Origin of the sequence: Pedobacter quisquiliarum, from assembly GCF_014642175.1 — a bacterium.
Taxonomy (GTDB): domain Bacteria; phylum Bacteroidota; class Bacteroidia; order Sphingobacteriales; family Sphingobacteriaceae; genus Pedobacter; species Pedobacter quisquiliarum.
In genome coordinates, this window is sequence record NZ_BMIL01000007.1 from 174,235 (window position 1) to 194,582 (window position 20,348).

The window sequence follows — 20,348 nt, forward strand, 5'->3', positions numbered from 1 at the left end:
TGTTAATCCAGACGATGAATCGTCTTATTTATTAATCTGCATGAAGCACATCTGCATGTTCTTCCGGTTTGTAATTCGCTTCCAGTTCAGCAAGCTTTTTCTTACCGTAAGCTAATTTGGTAATTAACACAAACAGTACCGGTACAATAAAGATGGCAAGAATGGTTGCCGAAAGCATACCAGCTGCCACGGTCCAGCCAATGGTCATCCTGGAAACCGCACCTGCACCATGGGAAATGATCAAAGGAATAACCCCTAAGATAAAGGCCAGTGAGGTCATCACAATCGGACGTAACCTAAGTTTCACTGCTTCCATCGTTGCCGGGATTAATCCCATACCCCAATCCACACGTTCTTTCGCAAATTCCACAATCAAAATCGCGTTCTTCGCAGAAAGACCGATCAGCGTAATCAAACCAACCTGTGCATAGATGTTGTTATCTAATTTAGGTAGGAACATTAAGGCCAGGATCGCGCCGAATAGCCCAAGTGGTACTGCTAAAAGGATCGAGAATGGTACCGACCAGCTTTCATATAATGCTGCAAGCAACAGGAATACGAAGACAATGATCAGCGCGAAGATGAGTGTGGTACTGCTACCAGCTTCACGTTCCTCCAAACTCAAACCAGAGAAGTTATAGTCATAGTTTGCTGGTAAGGTCTGTGCGGCCACTTCTTCAAGTGCGTTCAAGGCATCACCAGAGCTATAACCCGGTGCCGCGGCACCACTAACTTCGATTGAACGGAACAAGTTAAAGTGGTTAATAATCGACGCGGTTTCAACCAATTTGTGTGATACCAATGTGCTTAGCGGAACTGGCGTGCCACTTGCATTCTTCACATACAATTTGCTTAAATCGTCGATACTGCTTCTGTAATTTGTATCGGCTTGTGCCACAACCCTGAAGTTACGGCCGTACTTGGTGAAGTCATTCACGTAGCTACTACCAAGATACGTTGAGATGGTGCTGTAAATGGCACCAACAGAAACGCCCATCTTTTTAGCCTGCTCACGATTCACTTCTAACTTGTAGTTTGGTGTTCTTGCATTAAATAGGGTATAAGCCATTGCAATTTCCGGACGCTGGTTTGCTGCGCCAAGGAATTTACCCACATTCGCTTCAAACTGCTTGATATCGCCGGTTTGTTTCTCCTGGATCTGTAATGCGAAACCACCACTGATACCAAGACCCGGAATCGGAGGTGGCGCTACCGCTAACACACTTCCTTCTTTTGCACCGGCAAACTCCTGCGAAACCTTCGCAATCGTTCCTGCAGCATCACCTTCACGATCATCCCAGTTCTTCAACTGCACGAAGAAGGTCGCCGCGTTAGACTTAAACGATCTGTTCAGAATGTTAATACCACCAATAGAAGTGATGTTTAATACTTCCGGATATTTCTTCTGAATGGTTGTTGTAATTTTTTCAATAAAGGCATCCGTACGCGCTGCTGATGAACCCTCTGGAAGTGTAACCCCCATCAGGAACACACCGGCATCCTCATTTGGAATAAATCCGGAAGGTTTAGTTACGAATAAGCCAACTGTACCTACATAGATACAAGCCAGGATAACCATTACTAAAGGTGCTTTTTTCAAAGCCCATTTTACACCATTTGAATAGTTCTGCGTAACCCTTGCAAACCATAAGTTAAACTTGTAGAAGAACTTGTTCAAGCCTTTGGAGTCTTCCCTTAGATTCATTGGGGTCAATAACAACGAACACAGCGCTGGTGTAAGTGATAGCGCCACAAATGCAGAGATCAATACGGATACGGCAATGGTAATCGCAAACTGTTGATACAGCTGTCCAACCATACCAGGTATGAAACCTACCGGAATAAATACCGCGGCAAGGATCAAGGCAATCGCAATTACCGGTGCGGTAATGTCCTTCATCGCTTTACGGGTTGCATCAGGTGCAGAGAGGCCTTCGTGGTCCATATAATGCTGCACCGCCTCTACCACCACAATCGCATCATCCACCACAATACCAATCGCCAGTACGAAACCAAACATCGTTAGTACGTTGATGGAGAAACCCAGCAGCGTGAACAAAATGAAGGTACCGATAATGGATACCGGAATCGCCAATACTGGAATCAGGGTAGCTCTCCAGCTTTGCAGGAAGAAGAATACCACAATTGTTACCAGAATCAAGGCTTCAACAAGCGTGTGAATTACCTCGCTGATAGACACTTTAACGATTGATACGGTCTCGTAACTGATTACGTAATCCATATCTTTCGGGAAAGATGCCTTCAACTCGTCTAATGCTTTCTGAATACCTTCAGCAGTTTCCACCGCGTTACCACCCGGCGTCTGGTTAATTGCCATCATGGAGGCAACCTGACCGTTTACTTTTGCATTTGTAGAATAAGCGAATTCACCCAATTCTACCCGTGCAACGTCGCGCAGGTAAACTGGTGATCCATTCGGCCCGCTTTTAATAATAATGTTTTCAAATTGCTCTACGGAGTTTAGGTCGGCATCAAGCACAACAGAAAACTCGAAAGTCTGATTGTCATTTTGCGGACGGCCACCCACGGTACCACCCGGCATACGGCTGTTCTGCTCGGCAATGGCCGAGGTTACATCCGATGGTGTAAGGCCTAAGTTCGCCAGTTTACCGGCATCCAGCCAGACACGCATACTAAATGGCTGACCGAAAGACTGCACATCACCCACACCTTTGATACGTAAAATCGCATCTCTAACGTAAAGGTTGACATAGTTGGAAAGAAATTTCTGATCGTAAGTGCCCTTAGGAGAAACAAGGCCCACAACCATCAAAATATCGTTGTTTGCTTTTCTTGTGGTAACACCCAAACGTCTTACGGCCTCAGGCAATGCGGGCTCCGCAATACCTACACGGTTTTGCACGTCCAGCGTCGCAATGTCAATGTCAGTACCAACGTCAAACGTTACGGTTACTGCAGAACGACCATCGGCGGTACTGTTCGAGGAAAGATATTTCATCCCCGGCGTACCGTTTATCTGACTTTCAATTGGGGTTGTTACGGTTTGCTCTACCGTCTGCGCATCCGCACCGGTATAAGTTCCGGAAACGTTTACCGTTGGTGGTGCAATGTTGGGATATTGACTGATCGGTAGGGTTGTGATTACAATCGTACCAACCAGAACAATCAATATGGAGATGACGATGGCCGTGACCGGTCGCCTTATAAATACTTCTGATATCATATAGCTGAGATTCTATTTAATTATTTTGCTGCTGGAGCAGGTTGTTGTCCGTTTGCTGCACCTGGAGCTGTTGCAGAAACAACTGCACCATTTCTAACATTCTGAACACCTTCAACCACAATCACTTCACCCTTTTTCAAACCTTCACTTACCACAACGTTGGTCTGGAACTGTCTGCCAAGCTTTATCAAGCGTGCTTCCGCTTTGCTGCTGTCGCCAACAACAAACACGTTGAACTCACCCAATTGCTCGGTAACGGCTTTGTATGGAATAACCAGTTCTTCTTTCTTGCCTTTATTTAAGGCATTCAGGCTTACGTTCATTCCGGCGAACAATCTGCCTTCTTTATTCGGGTAACTGATTCTAACCTTGATGGTACCAGTCTGCGGATCTACCGCACGGTCAATTGCAACGATTTTGCCTTGTGCACGGTAAGTGCTGCCGTCCTGACCCTGGATTGTAAATACGGAGTCTGCAATAACTGAATTGCTGTTCTGCAAAGCAACGAAACGTGGGATTTCCCTTTGGTTCACCGCAATGTCAACTGCAATCGGATTGTTGGTAGATACCGTGTTCAGGATCGTTGTACCTGGCGTTGCGAATGCACCCAGCTTAACTTGCGAGATACCAATGGTACCCGTAAGCGGCGATACAATCACTGCACGCTGTAAATCTGATGATGCAGCACTTAGTTGTGCTTGTGCAGCAGCTACTTGTGATTCTGCATTTGCAAGGTCAGTCAATGCGTAATCTACACGTTGTCTGGCCACAGCATCCTGCTCCGCCAATTTGGTGTAGCGTTCTGCATCTTTCTTCGTTCTGTCGCGGTTAGATTTAGCAACAGCAAGATTTGCTTTTGCGGAATTGTAAGCGGCTTGATATTTCGTACGGTCAATCTCATACAACTTCTGGCCTTTGGTTACACGCTGACCGTCCTGAACGTAAATCCCCGTAATGTATCCGCCAACCTGAGGACGTAATTCCACCTCATTAAGTGCAACAACAACACCAGGGTAAGAATCTACCGTCGTTACCGGTTGTTCATCTACCGTATAAGTTGTTACCGGCGTAGCAGGAGGCGGGCCTTGCTGTGCGTTTTGCTGACCGCCACCACAGGAGGCAAATGTAACTGAGCCCAAGACCAGGACACCTAGCTTTATTCTATTAAAATTATTCATTGTAAGGGTTATTGATTTACGGTTATTGTTCCTAATGCTTGTTTTACGTCTAATTTTGATGCTAATAAACTATAAAGTGAATTCAAATAGTTTAGCTGTGCGGTACGCAGGTCTGTCTCTGAGGTCATCAGATCCAGGTAGGTTTTAATACCTTCATCGTACTGCAGTTTAATGGTGTTGTAAACCGATCTGGAGATCTCCACATTATCCCGGTTTGTTCTAAGATCATTCAGGTTCGCCTTGTATGTTGCGATTGCCGCTTCATACTGCGTATTGATTTGATTTTTAACATTCTCGATGTCTAAATCAACTCTTTGCTCCTGTAACTGGGCTTTCTTGATCTCATGTGTACGTTTACCACCAGCAAAAATCGGAAGGGTTAAACGTAATCCTAAGATGGAACTTGGATAGTTCTTATCATATAGGTTGCTCAATTCCTGATTCTGGTAGTTGAAACCGTAGTTGTAAAATCCAGATAGCGTCGGCAAGTAGCTCCATTTGTTGTAGCTGGTGTTGATGCTTTGCAGTTCACGCTGGGTTTCCAATAAGCGGAACTCCACACGATTCTGGTAATCCAACACCTGTGCAGTGTCGATCAAAACATCTTTTTCCATATCCGCTGCCGTAAAGGACAGCGTAAAGTTTTCTTTACCCTGGTAGCCGATCAGCTCTTTCAGGTAAGCGTACTTGTATTTCACAAGTTCTTCTGTACGTTTCTTATCTGCAAGCGAGTTGCTTAAGCTGATCTGCGCACGTTGAAAGTCAGTTTTGTCTACCAGACCTGCTTCATACTGTGCACTGGCATCTTTAAGCTGCTTCTGCAAACGCGCGATGTTCTCGTTGATGATGTTCAACTGCTCATTGCTGGTTAAAATGTCGTAGTAAGCTTTACTGACTTCAACCACCGTGTTGATTCTGTTCGCTTCAGTATTCTGTCTGTATTGCTGTCTGAAATACTTTGCAGATTTAGATGCCTGGATTAAACCAGCGTTTAGAAACTGCTGATCTGCCTGCAATACCAATGAAGAGGTGTTTTTTGCACCGAAGGTCAACAACGAAGAAACCCCGTTCGTGGTAAGCACCTGCGATTGCTGCTTGAAGTTGTGGTTAAAGCTACCAGAAGCACTCACCTGTGGTAACCATCCTGATAAGGCCGACTTGATATCACGATCTGCGATTTCCTCGTCCAATACGGATTGTTTTACTTCAGGCCTGTTGCTTAATGCGTAATCAATGCACTGCTGTAAGGTTGCATTGGTAAGTGGCTGTTCTGCTTTTACGATGGACTGCGCGAACACCGATCCGGGGAGTAGGAGAGGTATCCATAAAAGCATGGTAACTAATAAATTACGTGATTTCATATATGTATTAAAAGGTATTGAGTTTAAATTGTTTAATCTTTTTCTTGCTTTTTTATGCCGTCCCAGATCATGCTGATTACCGCTCTAATATCATCATCTGAGAAAACCATGTGCTGGCGCAAGTGGAAATTGGCCGCAGCCACCAGTGTTCCCTTAATAATCGGCATGAGCAGCTTCGCATCAATGTTCTTGAAATACTTTTGCTGAATACCATAATCAAAAAATCTGATGATGTGCTCGAAGCGCTTCTCGTGATTTTCGACCTGGGTCTTTGCGTATGGAGAGTTGGAGTACTGCTCCAGGAAATACAAAGTATCCGGATTGCCGATGTAAAAATGATAATGGTTAAGCATGCAGCGGAAGAATCTTTCTTTGTAGTGCAGACCTTCATCATCACCAACCAATAGGGACGCGGCCAGCCTACTGCTCTCATGCTCATACAGCGCATTGATCAGTGCATCTTTCGATTCAAAGTAGTGATAGATGGTTCCAGCAGCTACTCCGGCATGTTTCGCAATCATGCTCATCGGTGTGCCGTGAAAGCCATACTGACGTATAAGGGCGAGGGTACTGTTTAAAACAGTCTCGCGTTTACCACAAATATCTTCTAATTGAACGTTCATTCGGTTACAAAAGTAGAATTTAATCGTGTACTTTATACACCTTCGATTTGCTTATGACTTAAAGATGATCTTCGACAAAAATAATCAGGACCAGGCATTTTGTAAAGGAAGATTCGTGAACGGCGATGTTTAACGGGTGAATGGCAATAGGTTAGCGAGAGGCGCATAGCAGACACAGACCAAACACAGAGCAAACGCACAATTACGTGGGTGAAGTGTGCGTTTGGTGTGCGTTTCCTGTGCGTTTGGTCTGCGGTTGACCCCTGGCCATCACCTCGGCATTCCCAAACTTTATAAAACCAAAAAAGCCCATATCCTTTTAGAGATATGGGCTTTTCGGGAAGAGAAGATTACTTAGTGGGTATGTTCCATTTCGTATTCTTTAACTTCTTTATGGTCATAAGGCTCTACCATCAATTCTTCAATGGTCACACCTTTTTTATTATAGCCCATTCTATCCAGGATTCTGTCGAAGATCATGTACATAACCGGCACAATGATCAGCGTCAGGAATAATGAACTTAGCAATCCACCGATGATTACCCAGGCCAAACCGTTTTTCCATTCTGCACCTGCACCACCTGCTAATGCAATTGGAAGCATACCAATAACCATCGCAATGGTGGTCATTAGAATTGGTCTTAAACGGGCATGGTTGGCAAGGATCAGCGCATCATAGGTGCTCTTTCCTTCAGCTTTCATCTGGTTGGTAAAATCGACAAGGATAATTGCGTTCTTCGCAACCAAACCGATCAACATGATCAGACCCAAAATGGTGAAGATGTTCAAGGCATTGTTCGTCAACGCTAAGGCCAGTAAGGCGCCGATTACCGAAAGCGGAATCGAGAACATCACCACAAATGGATACACGAAACTATCATATAAGGTTACCATGATCAGGTAAACCAATAGGATGGATGAAAGTAAAGCGATACCCAATGTACCGAAACCTTCTCCCTGGTTTTCCGCATCACCGGCCCATAGATAACTCACGCCAAGTGGTTTCTTCAACTCGCCGGTATTTTCAAGTCTTTCCAGTTCTGCTTCGAATTCAGCAACAACAGTACCGGTCGGACGGCCAATAGCCTGTGCCTTCACGGATACGGAAGTACTCTTATCACGTCTTTCCAGCTGACTTGGTCCGGATCCTTGTGTAATGGTTGCAAACTGAGAAAGCTTAATCTGCTGTCCGGCACCGTTCACGAAAATAAGGTTACTTACGTCGTTGATGTCTTGTCTGTTGAAAGACTGATACTGGATGTTGATGTCGTACTCGTATTCACCTTTTCTGAACTTACCATCCGTGTTACCACTGAAGGCCGTTTGCATGGTTAAACCTACGGTTTGCAGGGAAAGACCAAGGGAGGCCATCTTGTCGCGATCTACCTGAACGTTGATTTCCGGGCTACCTTCTTCAACGGAAAGTTTGATCTCTGCAGAACCTTTGATCTTACGCAATACTTCCTGTGCACCTTTTGCATAACGCATGGCACTGTCAAGATCTGAACCCATCACCACCAATTCAATAGGTGCGTTTTCCGCAATACCTAAAATACTGATCGGAACGGTTTTCACTTTAACACCCGGAAGGTTTTTGGCAAGCTCACGACTCACCTTGGTAGCGTAAATACTTGCATCATCTGCACGGTCTTTACGCTCTACCAATCGCACGTTGATTTCCGACTTATACGCCGTTGCCTGTGTACCACCGAAGTCACCACTCGCTTGACCTACTGTTGTAATCAGCTGTGTAATCTCTGGTTTTTTAGTCAGGAAGGCTTCTGCCTGCTGAGTGGCAAGGTTGGTTTGTTCAATAGAAGCATCTTTCGGCATCTCTAATTGTACCAGGAACTCGCCTTTATCACTTTTCGGGAAAAACTCGGTACCGATATAGCCGGCAGGAATCAATCCACATGAAGCAACCAGCATCAGGAATACCAGACCAATGGTTTTGCCTCTGTTTGCAAGTGACCATTTCAGGATACCAGTGATCCAGTTGGTGAACTTGTGTAATTGCTTTTCAAACCAAAGGATGAATTTTCCAAAGGCATTTTTACCTTCAATACGCTCCAGTTTACCGAAACGAGAAGAAAGTAGGGGAACGATGGTGAAGGATGCAACCAAGGATAACAAGGTCGCGATAATTACCACCACACAGAATTGTCTCAGGATGTTTGATACCAGACCGGTACTGACCGCGATCGGGAAGAACACCACCACAATTACCAGGGTAATGGATACTACGGTAAAGCCGATTTCGCTTGTTGCATCGTATGCGGCACGTACCTTGTTTTTACCCATCTCCATGTGACGGTAGATGTTTTCCAATACCACAATCGCATCATCGACAAGGATACCTACCACCAGGGAAAGTCCCAGTAGCGACATCAGGTTCAGCGTAAAGTCGAACATCTGGATACCAATGAAGGTCGCAATTAAGGATGCTGGAATGGAAACCATTACAATAAGGGCATTCCTTAAACTGTGGAGGAAGAAAAGCATTACAAATGCCACAAGGATAACTGCAAGTACTAAATCGTGGATTACCGCATCTGCAGATTCCAGGGTGTAGATGGAGCTATCGTTTACGATGTTGATCTTAAGGTCATTGGTTTTGTAATCAGCCATCAGCTTTGCGATGGTCGCATGTACACCTTCACTCACTTCTACCGCATTCGCATCAGATTGTTTAATGATCTGAATCGCAATTGCACCACGTCGGTCGATACGTGCAAGTTTATCTACTTCTTTCTGTCTGTCCTGAACATCGGCAACATCAGACAGGCGGATTTGAGCACCATCTGGACTGGTTGCAACAACCAGGTTACGCAGTTCGTCGATGTTCTGATATTTACCAGAAAGACGGATCAGAATGTCTTGTTCGTTGGTTTTAACACTACCAGTAGGGAAATCGAGGTTTGAAGTCAGGATGGCTTGTTGTACCTGTGGCACCGACAGGTTGTAACCCTGAAGTTTATCTGCCATAAGGCCCACCTGAATTTCACGTTCCTGACCACCGATCAGGTTCACCTGTGCCACACCGTTTACACGGGACACGATTGGTGCGATACGGTTATCGATCAGGTCATAGAAAGTGGCATCATCCATATTCGCAGATGCAGACATGGTGATTACCGGAAGGTCATCCAGCGAGAACTTACTCAATGATGGTTGTTCAACATCATCCGGTAAATCTGCAAGAATGGAGTTTACCTTTCTTTGCGCATCATTAAGCGACAGATCGACATTTGCCTTATCGGTTAGGGTGATGGTTACTACGGATAAACTCTCGTAAGAAACCGCATTCAGTTTCTTAATGTTCTCCATGGAGGAGATGGCGTCTTCAATTTTCTTGGTGACACTATTCTCAACCTCACTTGGTGATGCACCTGGGTAAATGGTGGAGATGGAAACCACATTATTGCTGAACTTAGGCAAAAGCTCGTAACTCAAAGAGAAGTAGCTTAGCAGTCCCAGCAAGGATAATGCGGTGAAGACCACAATTACCAGTGAAGGTCGTTTAATTGATATTTCTGTTATTTTCATCAGAATCTTTTTTAATGTTTATGAAAGCTGGGCTTTCAAATTATTTGATCACAGTTACCGGGCTGCCATTAACCAGGTTGATCTGGCCGCTGACAATGACGGTTTCACCTTCTTTTACGCCATCCAGGACTTCAACCTGATCGCCGATGATTCTGCCGGTTACCACCTTGCGTACCGCTGCTTTATTGCCATTCTCCAATACGAAGATCTGGTTGCTGCTTACACTGTTGATGAATGATCCACGTGGGATGGTAATGGTTGGTGCCTGGTTAGGGAATTTGAAAATTGCTGTACCGTACATACCTGCTTTTAGCTTGTTGGACTGGCTGTTGGCTACTTCAATTTCAATCGGGAAGTTCAAAGTGTTATCCGCTTTTGCTGCGATGAACGTGATCTTTCCGGTAAAGCTGTCTGCCGGAAACACGTTGCTTTTAATTTGAACTGCGTCACCTACATTCAGGTTTGCAACCTGATTTTCATTTACATTCACCTTTAGTTTCAGCTTAGAAACATCTACCAGTTCAAATAACTGTGTACCCTGCGCGGTTACAAAGGCACCGACTTCAATAAAACGCTTGTTTACGATACCATTGATTGGCGCTTTGATGTTTGCATCGCTAACACGACGTGAAGCACTTTGTAATCTAAGTCTTGCATTTTTAACCGCAAGACGTGCCTGATCCAATTGTTGTTGGGTTACCCCGCCAGTTGAAAAAGAGCTGCTGTATCTTGCTTCATCGCGGATTGCGTTCTGCAATGCTGCTTCTGCGGTTTCGCGATCGGTATTCAGGATCTCTGCATCAATGATGGCAAGCACCTGACCTTTTCTTACGCGGTCACCTTCATCAACCATAATTCTGGTTACACGGCCGGCATTTTCTGATAAGAAGTTGATTTCTGTACCAGGAATAAAGGTACCGTTTGCACTAAAGTCTAAATCAACGGCTTTCTTTTCCACTGAAGCAACACGAACACTCACCGCACCACTACCTTCGGATACGATTGCAGTTTTGGCATCATTGTTTTTCTTGTTGTTATTTAGAACCAGCCATATGCCTACAAGCGTAGCGACAACAACTAAGGTTATAATAATTCCTCTTTTCATTTTAATAGTGATTTTATATTTCCGTTTGATTTGATGAGTTGTATTTCGGCAATCTTATAGTTAAGCAGTGCCTGTGTGTAGCTGTTTTGAGCTTCTGTAAGTGCATTTTCAGTATCCAACAGGTCTGTTAATGCTGCAAGTCCGTTATTGTAGTTGTTCTGTGTGCTTTGATAGATCTCTTCTGCAAGCGTCACGTTTTGACGTTGGGAGTTGATCGTGTTGATGCTGTTGCGCAATGCAATTTTAGCGTTCTCGTAAGCTAGATTTAAAGCGTTGGTCGTTTCTCTGCGGTCTTCTTCAGCCTTCAGGATCTCTACGTTTGCTTGTCTTACTCTTGATCTGGTGGCAAAACCATCAAATATCGGCACCCTCAAGGTTAATCCGATGGCAGATGCATCATACCAGAATGCGGTGCTGTTGCTTTTGCGTTTAAACAGATCGAACTTATCACTCTGCCCGGTGGAAGAGTAGTTAGCTGTTAAAGCAAGGGTTGGGTAATTTTCCGAGATGTAAGCTTTCTTTTGCAAGCCCAATAATTCACGTTGTACGTCCAGCAACCTGATTTCAGTTCTGCCGCTGATGTCTACCGTATCTGCAAATGCAGGTAAAGTTTTAACATCCGTAAGTTCGGTTGTTGGCAACTCAATCGCAGTTTCTACAGGCATGCCCATGTAAAACTTCAGCTGGTTTTCAAGTTGCGTTACGGCATTGATCACCTGGTCGCGTTGATTTTCCAGATTGGTTAAGTTTACTTTAATGCGATCCACATCAATCTTTTTTGCCAATCCATTTTCATATTGGTTCAGGATGATGCGCTCTACAACACGTACGTTTTTGATGTTGGTATCAATCACGTTCCGTTGCTGGCGATTTACCAGAACCTGATAGTAGGTGTTGGCCACTTGCTCAATGATTTGTTCCTCTGTAAGGTTTTCATTTAGTAAATAATACTGTTCGCTAGTTTTTGCAGCTTTGAGGCCGGTAAATACCTGTTGGTTGAATAGTTGCTGATTTAACTGCACACCACCGTTAGCATTCCACTTACGACCAAGCTGGAAGCTCTGATCGCCCACAACCAATTGTCCGATGATCGGGTTGTAGGTAAGTCCACCGTTACCGGTAATCTGAGGTAGGGCCTGTGCTCTAACTTCCTGGGTTTTGAATTTACCACCCTGAATCTCGAGTTTGGACCGGCGCACGTTACTGCTGTTCTCGACGGCGTAGTTTACCGCATCACGCAGGGTGAGCCGTTGCTGTGCCGTTACATAATTTGATAAGAGCAGCCCAAGCAATAGCAGCGGGATGACTTTTATCTGTTTCAGTTTAATCTTCATCGTTTATTATTTCTGTTTATTGTTTTTTAAACCCTTTACAAATACTTGTGAAAGGGCAAGCTGTCTTTCCAGCATGTTCTTTAATTCTTTCTTTCCGGGCATCAGTTCTTTGTTGCCCTGCATGATGCATAATGACGTAAGTCCGTCCTGACTGGTCATATACAGATCTGCAATTTTGCTGCTATCCTGCTGTTCTATTTCACCGCGCTTTATCGCAGCCTCAAAAAGATCTGCATAGAAGCTGAGTACCTTAGAGCGCATTTGCTCTATAAAGTTTCGCAGCTCTACAGAATTTATCAAGGCGTCTGGCGCACCACCACTTAAATGGAGCATGTAATACTTCTGGAAAAAGCGGTGCTTAACCTCTATGAGTCTTGGGATGCTTACATCAAGGGGCACATTGTCCTTTTTCTCTTTGTAAACAGCTTCGAAGAAATCATTGAAAATCTTCTCCACAACGCCAAGGATCAGGCTGGTCTTGTCAGGGAAATAGTAATACAAGGAAGGCTTGGATACGGATAGGTCTTCTGCAATTTCATTCATCGTGGTTTTGTTAATCCCGAAATGGATGAATCGCTTGATAGCACCTTCAATAATCTGTTCTCTTTTTTTATCTGTCTCTACCATTCTACCTTTAAACTTTCTGACTATTCAGATATTGTAGTCAAAAGTACGACCATAAAACAGGATATGCCAAACCGGCAGGTGGCTACAGTGCTTTATTGCAATTCTATGACGCTAATTGGACGATAGTCCTGATAGAAAGATCTTTGCGAGGAATTTTTCTTTGATGAAGATTTGTTTGAACTGGTCCTGACTTGGACAGATGTTCTTGTGGCGACTGAGGATATTGAAGTGCACGCCGCTAAGTGCTTCCACCAGTACTTCGGTGGTAAGGTTGATGTTTTCGACCTGGAATTCGCCTTTTTCTACGCCGCGGCGCAGGAGGGAGGAGATGATTTTAATTTCAAAGGCACGTGCTCTGGAGAACTTTTCATATAGATCGTCCGGGAGATCGGGGCCAATCAGCTTGTTGAACTCCATGAGGTTGTAGTACTTCTGGATGTAGCCTTGTCTTTTTTGGAGCACCATGAGTACGCCCTCGGTGCAGGTGTTGGTTTTTTCGACAGATTTGAGGATGTCTTTGCTGATGGTGTGCATCAGGTGTTCGATTACGCTGACATAAAGACTTAGCTTATCTGGAAAATAGTAGTAAAGCAGTGCTTTGGAAAAAGATATATCTTTAGCAATGTCGGTCATTGTCGTTTTTGCAAGGCCATAGTGTGCAAACCGCAATAAAGCAGCATTGATAATGAGCGTTCTTTTTTTATCCTGATTTTCCATTAAGTATTCCTGTCCTATAAGATGAGCGTAAACTATGGGTAAATTTATTATTTAGTAAATGATATTTAATACTGTTCTTAAGAATTACTTTTGCAACCGTCACAAAATATCGTAAATGGGCCCGGTTATTCAAGAAAACGTATCATTAGTCAATTATAATACATTTCGCATAGATGTTTCTGCAAGGTGGTTTGCGGAGATCACTTCGGAAGCGGAGCTGGTAGACATCCTGCAGTCTAAATTTATAAGATCTAAACAGGTGCTTGTCCTTGGTGGTGGCAGTAATATGTTGTTCACGAAGGATTACGAGGGCTTAGTGTTAAAAATCAGTATTCCAGGTATTGAAGTACTTGAGGCTGCGAATTCCGGGGCTGCAGACGAAGTGCTTGTGCGTGCTGGTGCTGGTGTATCCTGGAAGGCTTTGGTGGAGTACTGTGTAGCGAATGGACTTGGGGGTATTGAGAACCTGAGTTTGATTCCGGGTACGGTGGGCGCTTCTCCGGTGCAGAACATTGGCGCTTATGGCGTGGAGCTGAAAGATATTTTCTATAACTGTACGGCTGTTGAAATCGCCACTGGCGAGCGAAGGGTATTTACGTATGAAGATTGTGCTTTTGGGTACCGGGAGAGTGTATTTAAGTCGGCCTTAAAAAACCAATACATCATTACTTCTGTAAGTTACCACCTAAGCAAATCAGCTGAAATCAACATCCACTATGGCGCCATCCAGCAGGAGCTGCAACATAGAGGGATTACGCATCCGGGTATTGCCGATGTGGCAAAGGTGGTTTCGGAGATTAGGGTAAGTAAATTGCCGGATCCGGCAACGATCGGAAATGCTGGCAGTTTCTTCAAAAATCCAGTGATTTCGGTTGAAGAATTTGAAAGGGTACATGCTGCATTTTCCGATGTTGTCAATTATCCAACACCAGAAGGTCGCGTTAAGCTGGCTGCGGGCTGGCTAATTGAGCAGTGTGGCTTTAAAGGTGTGATTGAAGGCCGTACGGGCACCTGGAAAAATCAGGCGCTGGTGCTGGTGAATCATGGTGGTGCAACGGGGACAGCGGTGTATGAATTTTCAGAAAAAATCATTGCTGCGGTGTCAGCGAAATTCGGAATTAGCCTTGAAAGAGAGGTTAATGTACTTTAAATCCGGGTATTTGTTTCGATATCCTTCGGGTAACTACCTGAATCGGTAAACATAAATTCAATTGGTACATATGTTGTATAACATTTAAGTGTGCAAGATTAAACAAACTTGGCGAGCCACAATAATCCAATCCTCGTTTGTTTTTTGCATTAAACCTTTAAAACTTAAATCATTATGACAAAAAATGAATTTAATCTTCAGCTTAACAACCACGCCGGTTCCCTACAGTCATTCGCTTTAAATTTTACTAAGGACGTGGAGGATGCAAATGACCTGGTTCAAGACACCATGTTAAAAGCAGTAACCTATTACAGTAAATTTAAAGAAGGTACAAATCTTAAAGGTTGGTTATTTACCATAATGAAAAACACCTTTATCAACAACTACAGACGTTTGGTCAAGACGAACTCACTAATCACCCAATCAGAAGAGATTTCTTCGTCAAATCTGCACTACAGTGCAACAAAAAACACCAGCGACAGTAAGTTTATTATTGGTGACATCAACAAAGCATTAGCAACGCTGCAGCCAGAGTACTATGTGCCATTCATCAAGTATTTCGAAGGGTACAAGTATCATGAAATCGCAGAAATCCTGAACATTCCGATTGGAACGGTAAAAACAAGGATTCACGTTGCCCGTCAAATACTGAAAAAATATCTTAAAACCTATTCTAAAGACCTTTTGGGTGCCGAAGTAGTTTAGTTTAATTTCTGGCTTATAAGGAGAGGCTGTTCAATTTTTTGAACAGCCTTTTTTGCTTTAAGGCCAGTTTGTTCATCGCGACAGCAGGTTAACGGATTAAATCCTATTTTTGGAGCTAATCTCATGTTGCTTGATGAATAGTTACTTACTTCTGTTGACCGTATTGCTGGTTGTATCTTTTTTCCTTTACCTCAAATCGTCTCCCTTGTCTTTATGGAAGGCTACCTTACCGGCAGTATTCGGTACAGGTGTGATCTTTATGGTTCTGATGCTAATTCTGAAAGGTAAAGGGGTCTTGACCTATGATTTACAACATTTTTCAGGTGCAGATAACCTGGGTATTCCTTATGAGGTGATTTTTGGTGCCTTTGTGTTCCCTTTCGCTGGTATTTCCATCTACAATTTTTTGAATGCAAAGTTCCCTGCGCAGACTTACGAGAAGTATAGTCTGGCTGTAAGTAATATCCTGATGGGTTTGTGTATTGCGATGATCTTCTTTGCGTATACCAAATGGTATCCGGTTTGGGCCTTCGGCTTGATGATGTTGACACTATTTGTGGTGGAGTATAAAAGCAAGATCCGTTTTATGTATCGGTTTTACAGAACATATCTAGTGGTGCTGGTCGCCTATTTAGCCGTTGTGCTGCAGTATCACTATAGAGGGTACATTGGGTTCCATGAGCAACATACGATTAAGTTCAGGCTGTTCTATGTGCCTTTTGAGAGCTTCTTCCTGTTGTTTAGCATTACCTTGATTAGCATTCTGCTTTTTGAAGTGTTCAAGAAGCGTTACGGCAAGACTGAGGTCGTAACAACATCGGGCGAAAAGCCCTTTATTGCAGAAAATAAATAAGATCTGATGAATACGTATACCCGGCAGCAGCTTGCGCTGCGTAATGGACAGGATAAACCGGAAATTTGGGTTGCCTTTGAAGGGAAGATCTATGATGTTGGCCGGAGTCGCTTATGGCGCAATGGCAAACATTATGAGCATTGGGCAGGGCAGGACCTTACCGATGAGCTGAAGGATGCACCGCATACCCATTCCGTATTTGAGAAATTTGAAGTCATCGGTGTATTGAATCCCTGAAAGCTTTTGCCTTCAGGGATGTTGTATGGTTTTATTTTTCGATTGTGAAAGCGCTTAGCTTTACAAATTCCTGGATACGATCTGCAACTTCTTTCTCGGTAAGGTTTAAGATGCGCTCTGTTCCAAACTGCTCAACGCAGAAAGATGCCAGTGCCGATCCGTAAATGATTGCATTTTTCATGTTGTTGAAGTTGATGGTGCCTACTTTTGCAAGGTAACCGATGAAACCACCTGCGAAGGTATCGCCTGCGCCGGTTGGATCAAATACTTCAGCCAACGGTAATGCGGGAGCCGAGAAGATCATGTCTTCATGGAACAATAAGGCGCCGTGCTCCCCTTTTTTAATGATCAGGTATTTTGGGCCCATGGTCAGGATTTTCTTCGCTGCCTTTACCAGTGAATATTCTCCGGAAAGTTGACGGGCTTCCGCGTCGTTGATGGTGAGTACGTCGACCATGCTGATGGTTTCCAGTAGATCGTCCATAGCAACATCCATCCAGAAGTTCATGGTATCAAGTACAATTAGCTTAGGACGCTTTTGCAGACGTTTAATGACGGTTTGTTGAACTTGAGGCGTTAGGTTACCCAGCATCAGGTATTCGCAGTCCTGGTAGCCCGCTGGAATGATTGGATCAAAATCCGCAAGTACGTTCAACTCTGTTGCGAGCGTGTCGCGACTGTTCATGTCGTTATGGTATTTTCCGGACCAGAAGAATGATTTTTCACCAGCTTTGATCTGAAGACCTTCTGTATCGATGCCATGGTTATTGAAGGTGTCGATATCTTTTTGCAGGAAGTCGTCTCCAACCACACCAACAATTTTCACTTTATTATAGAAGTAGGAAGCGGCTAAACTTGCGTAAGTAGCGGCACCACCTACGATTTTATCTGTTTTTCCGAAAGGCGTTTCAATTGCATCGAAAGCTACAGTACCTATGATTATCAGGCTCATATAAATTTTGTTAAAATATTTGCATTTTTTTCTGCGCAAAGATTGCATAAATAATTTAAAAGCCCTAATATTGCATTCCCAAAACGAACAAGGCTTTTGTTAGCAAAAGCGGTGTTTCTTTGGATGACCAGCTTCCCGAATAGCTCAGCTGGTTAGAGCATCTGACTGTTAATCAGAGGGTCGCTGGTTCGAGCCCAGCTTCGGGAGCAAGAGCCCTACAGAAATGTAGGGCTTTTTTTATGCGCGGGATTTTGGGTTGAGGGTTGGTGTTTGGTTATATCTTGCCAGGCTCATGGTGTGTTTCTTTGATGCTTTGATTCTGAGCTGAGGGTGGGTCTTTAGTTGTATCTTGACAGGATGAAGTTATGTATGCTGTTATATAGCAGTGACTTGATGATAAAGCTCGATTTTTCTGAAATATCTTTTTGCATAGTTGATTTAAAAGTCATAATATTGCGGACCCAAAACGAAGAAGCTTATTGTTTACAAGAGGCGAAAGGTTTTGGACGACCAGCTTCCCGAATAGCTCAGCTGGTTAGAGCATCTGACTGTTAATCAGAGGGTCGCTGGTTCGAGCCCAGCTTCGGGAGCATAGAAAGGCAAGCATGAGTAATCATGACTTGCCTTTTTTTATTGCCCAGATTTTCTTAGGGCGTTTGAATCGCCGGAGTGTTCTACCTACGCATGGTTCTCGAAATTTGATGTTTATTGTTAGTACTTGCATCGGGCAATGATGTCTTGTAGGATGGATGCGTAATATCCTTCTTCATCCGTATATTTCCTAAATCTTGGGATTGTTGAAACGGGTCTTTGGGAATATTGTGGTGTGATTTCCTCAATGTTGCTCATTAAAATTGACAAGAACTACCAGTTTTCTCCTGGTTTTAGGCTTTGAGCTTGCAATTATGCTAAAAATATCTTGCAGGAACAAAGTGTAATTGCGGTAAATCTCCTTTGGTAAGTATATTATGATCTCTTAGCGCTATTTGTGCTGCTGTACAGCAGGTTGCGGCATTAATAGCCTTTATATGGCTTGTAAAAGCCCCTTTTTGCAAGGAAGCAAATATGTGGTTTTGGCTTGTCTATTACCGCTTCAATTCTGCTTAGTGTATTTTTGAGTTCAGCTTCCATGCAAACATTGCGCCTAAATACGCTTTGTACCGTATAAATATTTAATTGTTTGGTATTTATCGCAGATAGTTGCGTAATATTGCAGTGTCAAACAACAAGAACATCCATCCCTATAATTATTAAAATGAGGTTTACCGGCCCGACTTACCTAACCCAACGCAGCTTCAGATTAGTTGCGCTTGTAACATTCATCTTCGCGAGCAGCTTAAGCAGTTGCTCTTCATCGTTAGAAGAAGAATTAGCACCCACTAAGCCAAAGGAAAATAGTTCCGTTGATGTCAAAGATCCAGCAAAGGGATCTGGCAGTGATGCTGGTCAAGGAACATCAGGCCAATCTGGCGAAGGTGAAGGAAGTTCTGGTGAAGGCGCCGCAGGATCTGGAGAAGGAGCTGCAGGCTCTGGCGAAGGTGGCAGTGGTTCTAAGGACGGCGCTGAAGACGGTAAAGAACCTGCAAGCGATCCTGCACCAACCAAACCGGGAACACCAGCAACTACACCGGGAGCACCCGCTACTACGCCTGGAGCGCCTGTAACTACACCTGGAACACCAGCGACACCAGCTCTTCCAGCGCAGCCGAAACCGGCAACAGTAGTGCCATTGAAAAGTGCTTTTGACTTCCCTGTTGGTGCCGCAGTCGTAAAAGAATTACTTGAAAAACCAGAATATGCGAATACGGTAAGTAAGCATTTCTCGAGAATAGGTTCTGAAAGCGATTTCAAATGGGGTAGTGTGCATCCTTCGAAAGATAAATACACTTTTGCGAAGGCCGATGCCGTTGTCGCTTTCGCACAAAAGCATAACATGAAAGTGCATGCGCATACTTTACTTTGGGCGCATGACGGTAATGAGCCAAAGTGGGTTAAAGAATTCCAGGGCGACGCAGCCGCTTGGGAGCAGTTGATGAAAGATCACATCTACACTGTTGTAAAACACTTCAAAGGAAAAGTACAATCGTGGGACGTGGTTAATGAGCCGATCAAAGAAGGTGGTGTGTATACGAACAGCATCTGGTATCGTAAACTCGGAAAAGACTATATCATCAAAGCTTTCAAATTTGCACAAGAGGCAGATCCGCAGGCCAAGTTATTCCTGAACGATTACGGCCAGGAGTATGGTGGCAAAAAGATGAAAGAGCTCCTTAACATCGTTGACGAAGCTAAAAAACAAGGCGTAAAGATTCATGGTATGGGCTTTCAATTACATACGGTGTTGAGGATGGAGGCTAAACCCATCATGACAAACCTCAAATTAGCCGCAGATAAAGGACTATTGATACACATCTCAGAATTCGATATTTCAGTAAAATATGGTATGCCTGCAACGTTCCAACTGTCGGATGCAATGAACAAGGCACAGGGCGAGAAATACAAAGAGATTGTGAGTGGCTACATGAAAGTCGTTCCAAAAAGCCAACAATGGGGTATCACGACCTGGGGTGTGTCTGACAAGACCTCTTACTTTAACAAGGGGTATCCAAATTCAGATCACGACTATCCCTTATTGTTTGATCGTAACTATCAACCAAAAGAAGCTTTCTATGGCTTCCTGAATGCCGGACTCGGCAAATAAATAAGCCCAATTTTTCAATTATATATATATGGGGATGGTTCGTAAGCGTACCAT

At 43.9% G+C, this 20,348-nt stretch carries 15 protein-coding genes and 2 tRNA genes; 7 read left to right on the forward strand and 10 right to left on the reverse strand.

The window, feature by feature from the left end; all coding sequences use genetic code 11:
- Positions 1-31: 31 nt before the first annotated feature.
- From IEW69_RS11720 to IEW69_RS11760, 9 genes are all read right to left on the reverse strand, one after another.
- On the reverse strand, positions 32-3,205 hold the full coding sequence (locus tag IEW69_RS11720; RefSeq protein ID WP_188627043.1) for an efflux RND transporter permease subunit: 3,174 nt from the start codon (positions 3,203-3,205) through the stop codon (positions 32-34).
- Between the two features lie 20 nt (positions 3,206-3,225).
- Positions 3,226-4,383 carry an efflux RND transporter periplasmic adaptor subunit gene (locus tag IEW69_RS11725; RefSeq protein WP_188627044.1) on the reverse strand — a complete coding sequence of 386 codons (1,158 nt, stop codon included), beginning with the start codon at positions 4,381-4,383 and terminating at the stop codon, positions 3,226-3,228.
- A gap of 8 nt (positions 4,384-4,391) precedes the next feature.
- A complete protein-coding gene (locus IEW69_RS11730; RefSeq protein ID WP_188627045.1) occupies positions 4,392-5,744 on the reverse strand; it encodes a TolC family protein in 1,353 nt (450 codons plus the stop codon).
- Between the two features lie 32 nt (positions 5,745-5,776).
- Positions 5,777-6,367 carry a TetR/AcrR family transcriptional regulator gene (locus IEW69_RS11735; RefSeq protein WP_188627046.1) on the reverse strand — a complete coding sequence of 197 codons (591 nt, stop codon included), beginning with the start codon at positions 6,365-6,367 and terminating at the stop codon, positions 5,777-5,779.
- A gap of 354 nt (positions 6,368-6,721) precedes the next feature.
- Positions 6,722-9,913, reverse strand: coding sequence for an efflux RND transporter permease subunit (locus tag IEW69_RS11740; protein WP_188627047.1), 3,192 nt, complete (start codon positions 9,911-9,913; stop codon positions 6,722-6,724).
- 40 nt (positions 9,914-9,953) lie between these two features.
- On the reverse strand, positions 9,954-11,018 hold the full coding sequence (locus IEW69_RS11745) for an efflux RND transporter periplasmic adaptor subunit (protein ID WP_188627048.1): 1,065 nt from the start codon (positions 11,016-11,018) through the stop codon (positions 9,954-9,956).
- Positions 11,015-12,352, reverse strand: a complete 1,338-nt coding sequence (locus IEW69_RS11750; RefSeq protein ID WP_188627049.1) for a TolC family protein — start codon at positions 12,350-12,352, stop codon at positions 11,015-11,017. The genes IEW69_RS11745 and IEW69_RS11750 overlap by 4 nt, the downstream gene beginning before the upstream one ends.
- A 6-nt stretch (positions 12,353-12,358) precedes the next feature.
- Complete coding sequence (locus IEW69_RS11755; RefSeq protein ID WP_188627050.1) at positions 12,359-12,979, reverse strand: TetR/AcrR family transcriptional regulator; 621 nt, start codon at positions 12,977-12,979, stop codon at positions 12,359-12,361.
- Positions 12,980-13,090: 111 nt separating this feature from the next.
- On the reverse strand, positions 13,091-13,696 hold the full coding sequence (locus IEW69_RS11760) for a TetR/AcrR family transcriptional regulator (RefSeq protein ID WP_188627051.1): 606 nt from the start codon (positions 13,694-13,696) through the stop codon (positions 13,091-13,093).
- 115 nt (positions 13,697-13,811) lie between these two features.
- Here IEW69_RS11760 and murB point away from each other — a divergent pair, with 115 nt between their 5' ends.
- The 4 genes from murB (at position 13,812) to IEW69_RS11780 (ending at position 16,641) form a co-directional block, all read left to right on the forward strand.
- Positions 13,812-14,846 (forward strand): UDP-N-acetylmuramate dehydrogenase, encoded by a 1,035-nt coding sequence (gene murB / locus IEW69_RS11765; RefSeq protein ID WP_188627052.1) that lies wholly within the window; start codon positions 13,812-13,814, stop codon positions 14,844-14,846.
- 174 nt (positions 14,847-15,020) lie between these two features.
- Positions 15,021-15,551: an RNA polymerase sigma factor gene (locus IEW69_RS11770; RefSeq protein ID WP_188627053.1), complete on the forward strand. Its 531-nt coding sequence runs from the start codon at positions 15,021-15,023 to the stop codon at positions 15,549-15,551.
- Between the two features lie 133 nt (positions 15,552-15,684).
- The gene (locus IEW69_RS11775; RefSeq protein WP_188627054.1) at positions 15,685-16,404 is read left to right on the forward strand and encodes a lycopene cyclase domain-containing protein; all 720 of its coding nucleotides are present in this window, start codon (positions 15,685-15,687) and stop codon (positions 16,402-16,404) included.
- A 6-nt stretch (positions 16,405-16,410) separates the two neighbouring features.
- Positions 16,411-16,641 carry a cytochrome b5 domain-containing protein gene (locus IEW69_RS11780; protein WP_188627055.1) on the forward strand — a complete coding sequence of 77 codons (231 nt, stop codon included), beginning with the start codon at positions 16,411-16,413 and terminating at the stop codon, positions 16,639-16,641.
- Positions 16,642-16,672: 31 nt separating this feature from the next.
- On the opposite strand, the gene IEW69_RS11785 is transcribed toward IEW69_RS11780, so the two are convergent.
- Positions 16,673-17,593, reverse strand: a complete 921-nt coding sequence (locus IEW69_RS11785) for a PfkB family carbohydrate kinase (protein WP_188627056.1) — start codon at positions 17,591-17,593, stop codon at positions 16,673-16,675.
- Between the two features lie 133 nt (positions 17,594-17,726).
- Between IEW69_RS11785 and IEW69_RS11790 the strand changes: the two genes are divergently transcribed.
- The 3 genes from IEW69_RS11790 to IEW69_RS11800 all read left to right on the forward strand — a co-directional run bounded on the left by IEW69_RS11790 (position 17,727) and on the right by IEW69_RS11800 (position 20,294).
- Positions 17,727-17,800, forward strand: a tRNA-Asn gene (locus IEW69_RS11790).
- Positions 17,801-18,109: 309 nt separating this feature from the next.
- A tRNA-Asn gene (locus tag IEW69_RS11795) sits at positions 18,110-18,183 on the forward strand.
- 665 nt (positions 18,184-18,848) lie between these two features.
- Positions 18,849-20,294, forward strand: a complete 1,446-nt coding sequence (locus IEW69_RS11800; RefSeq protein ID WP_188627057.1) for an endo-1,4-beta-xylanase — start codon at positions 18,849-18,851, stop codon at positions 20,292-20,294.
- Positions 20,295-20,348 lie beyond the last annotated feature (54 nt).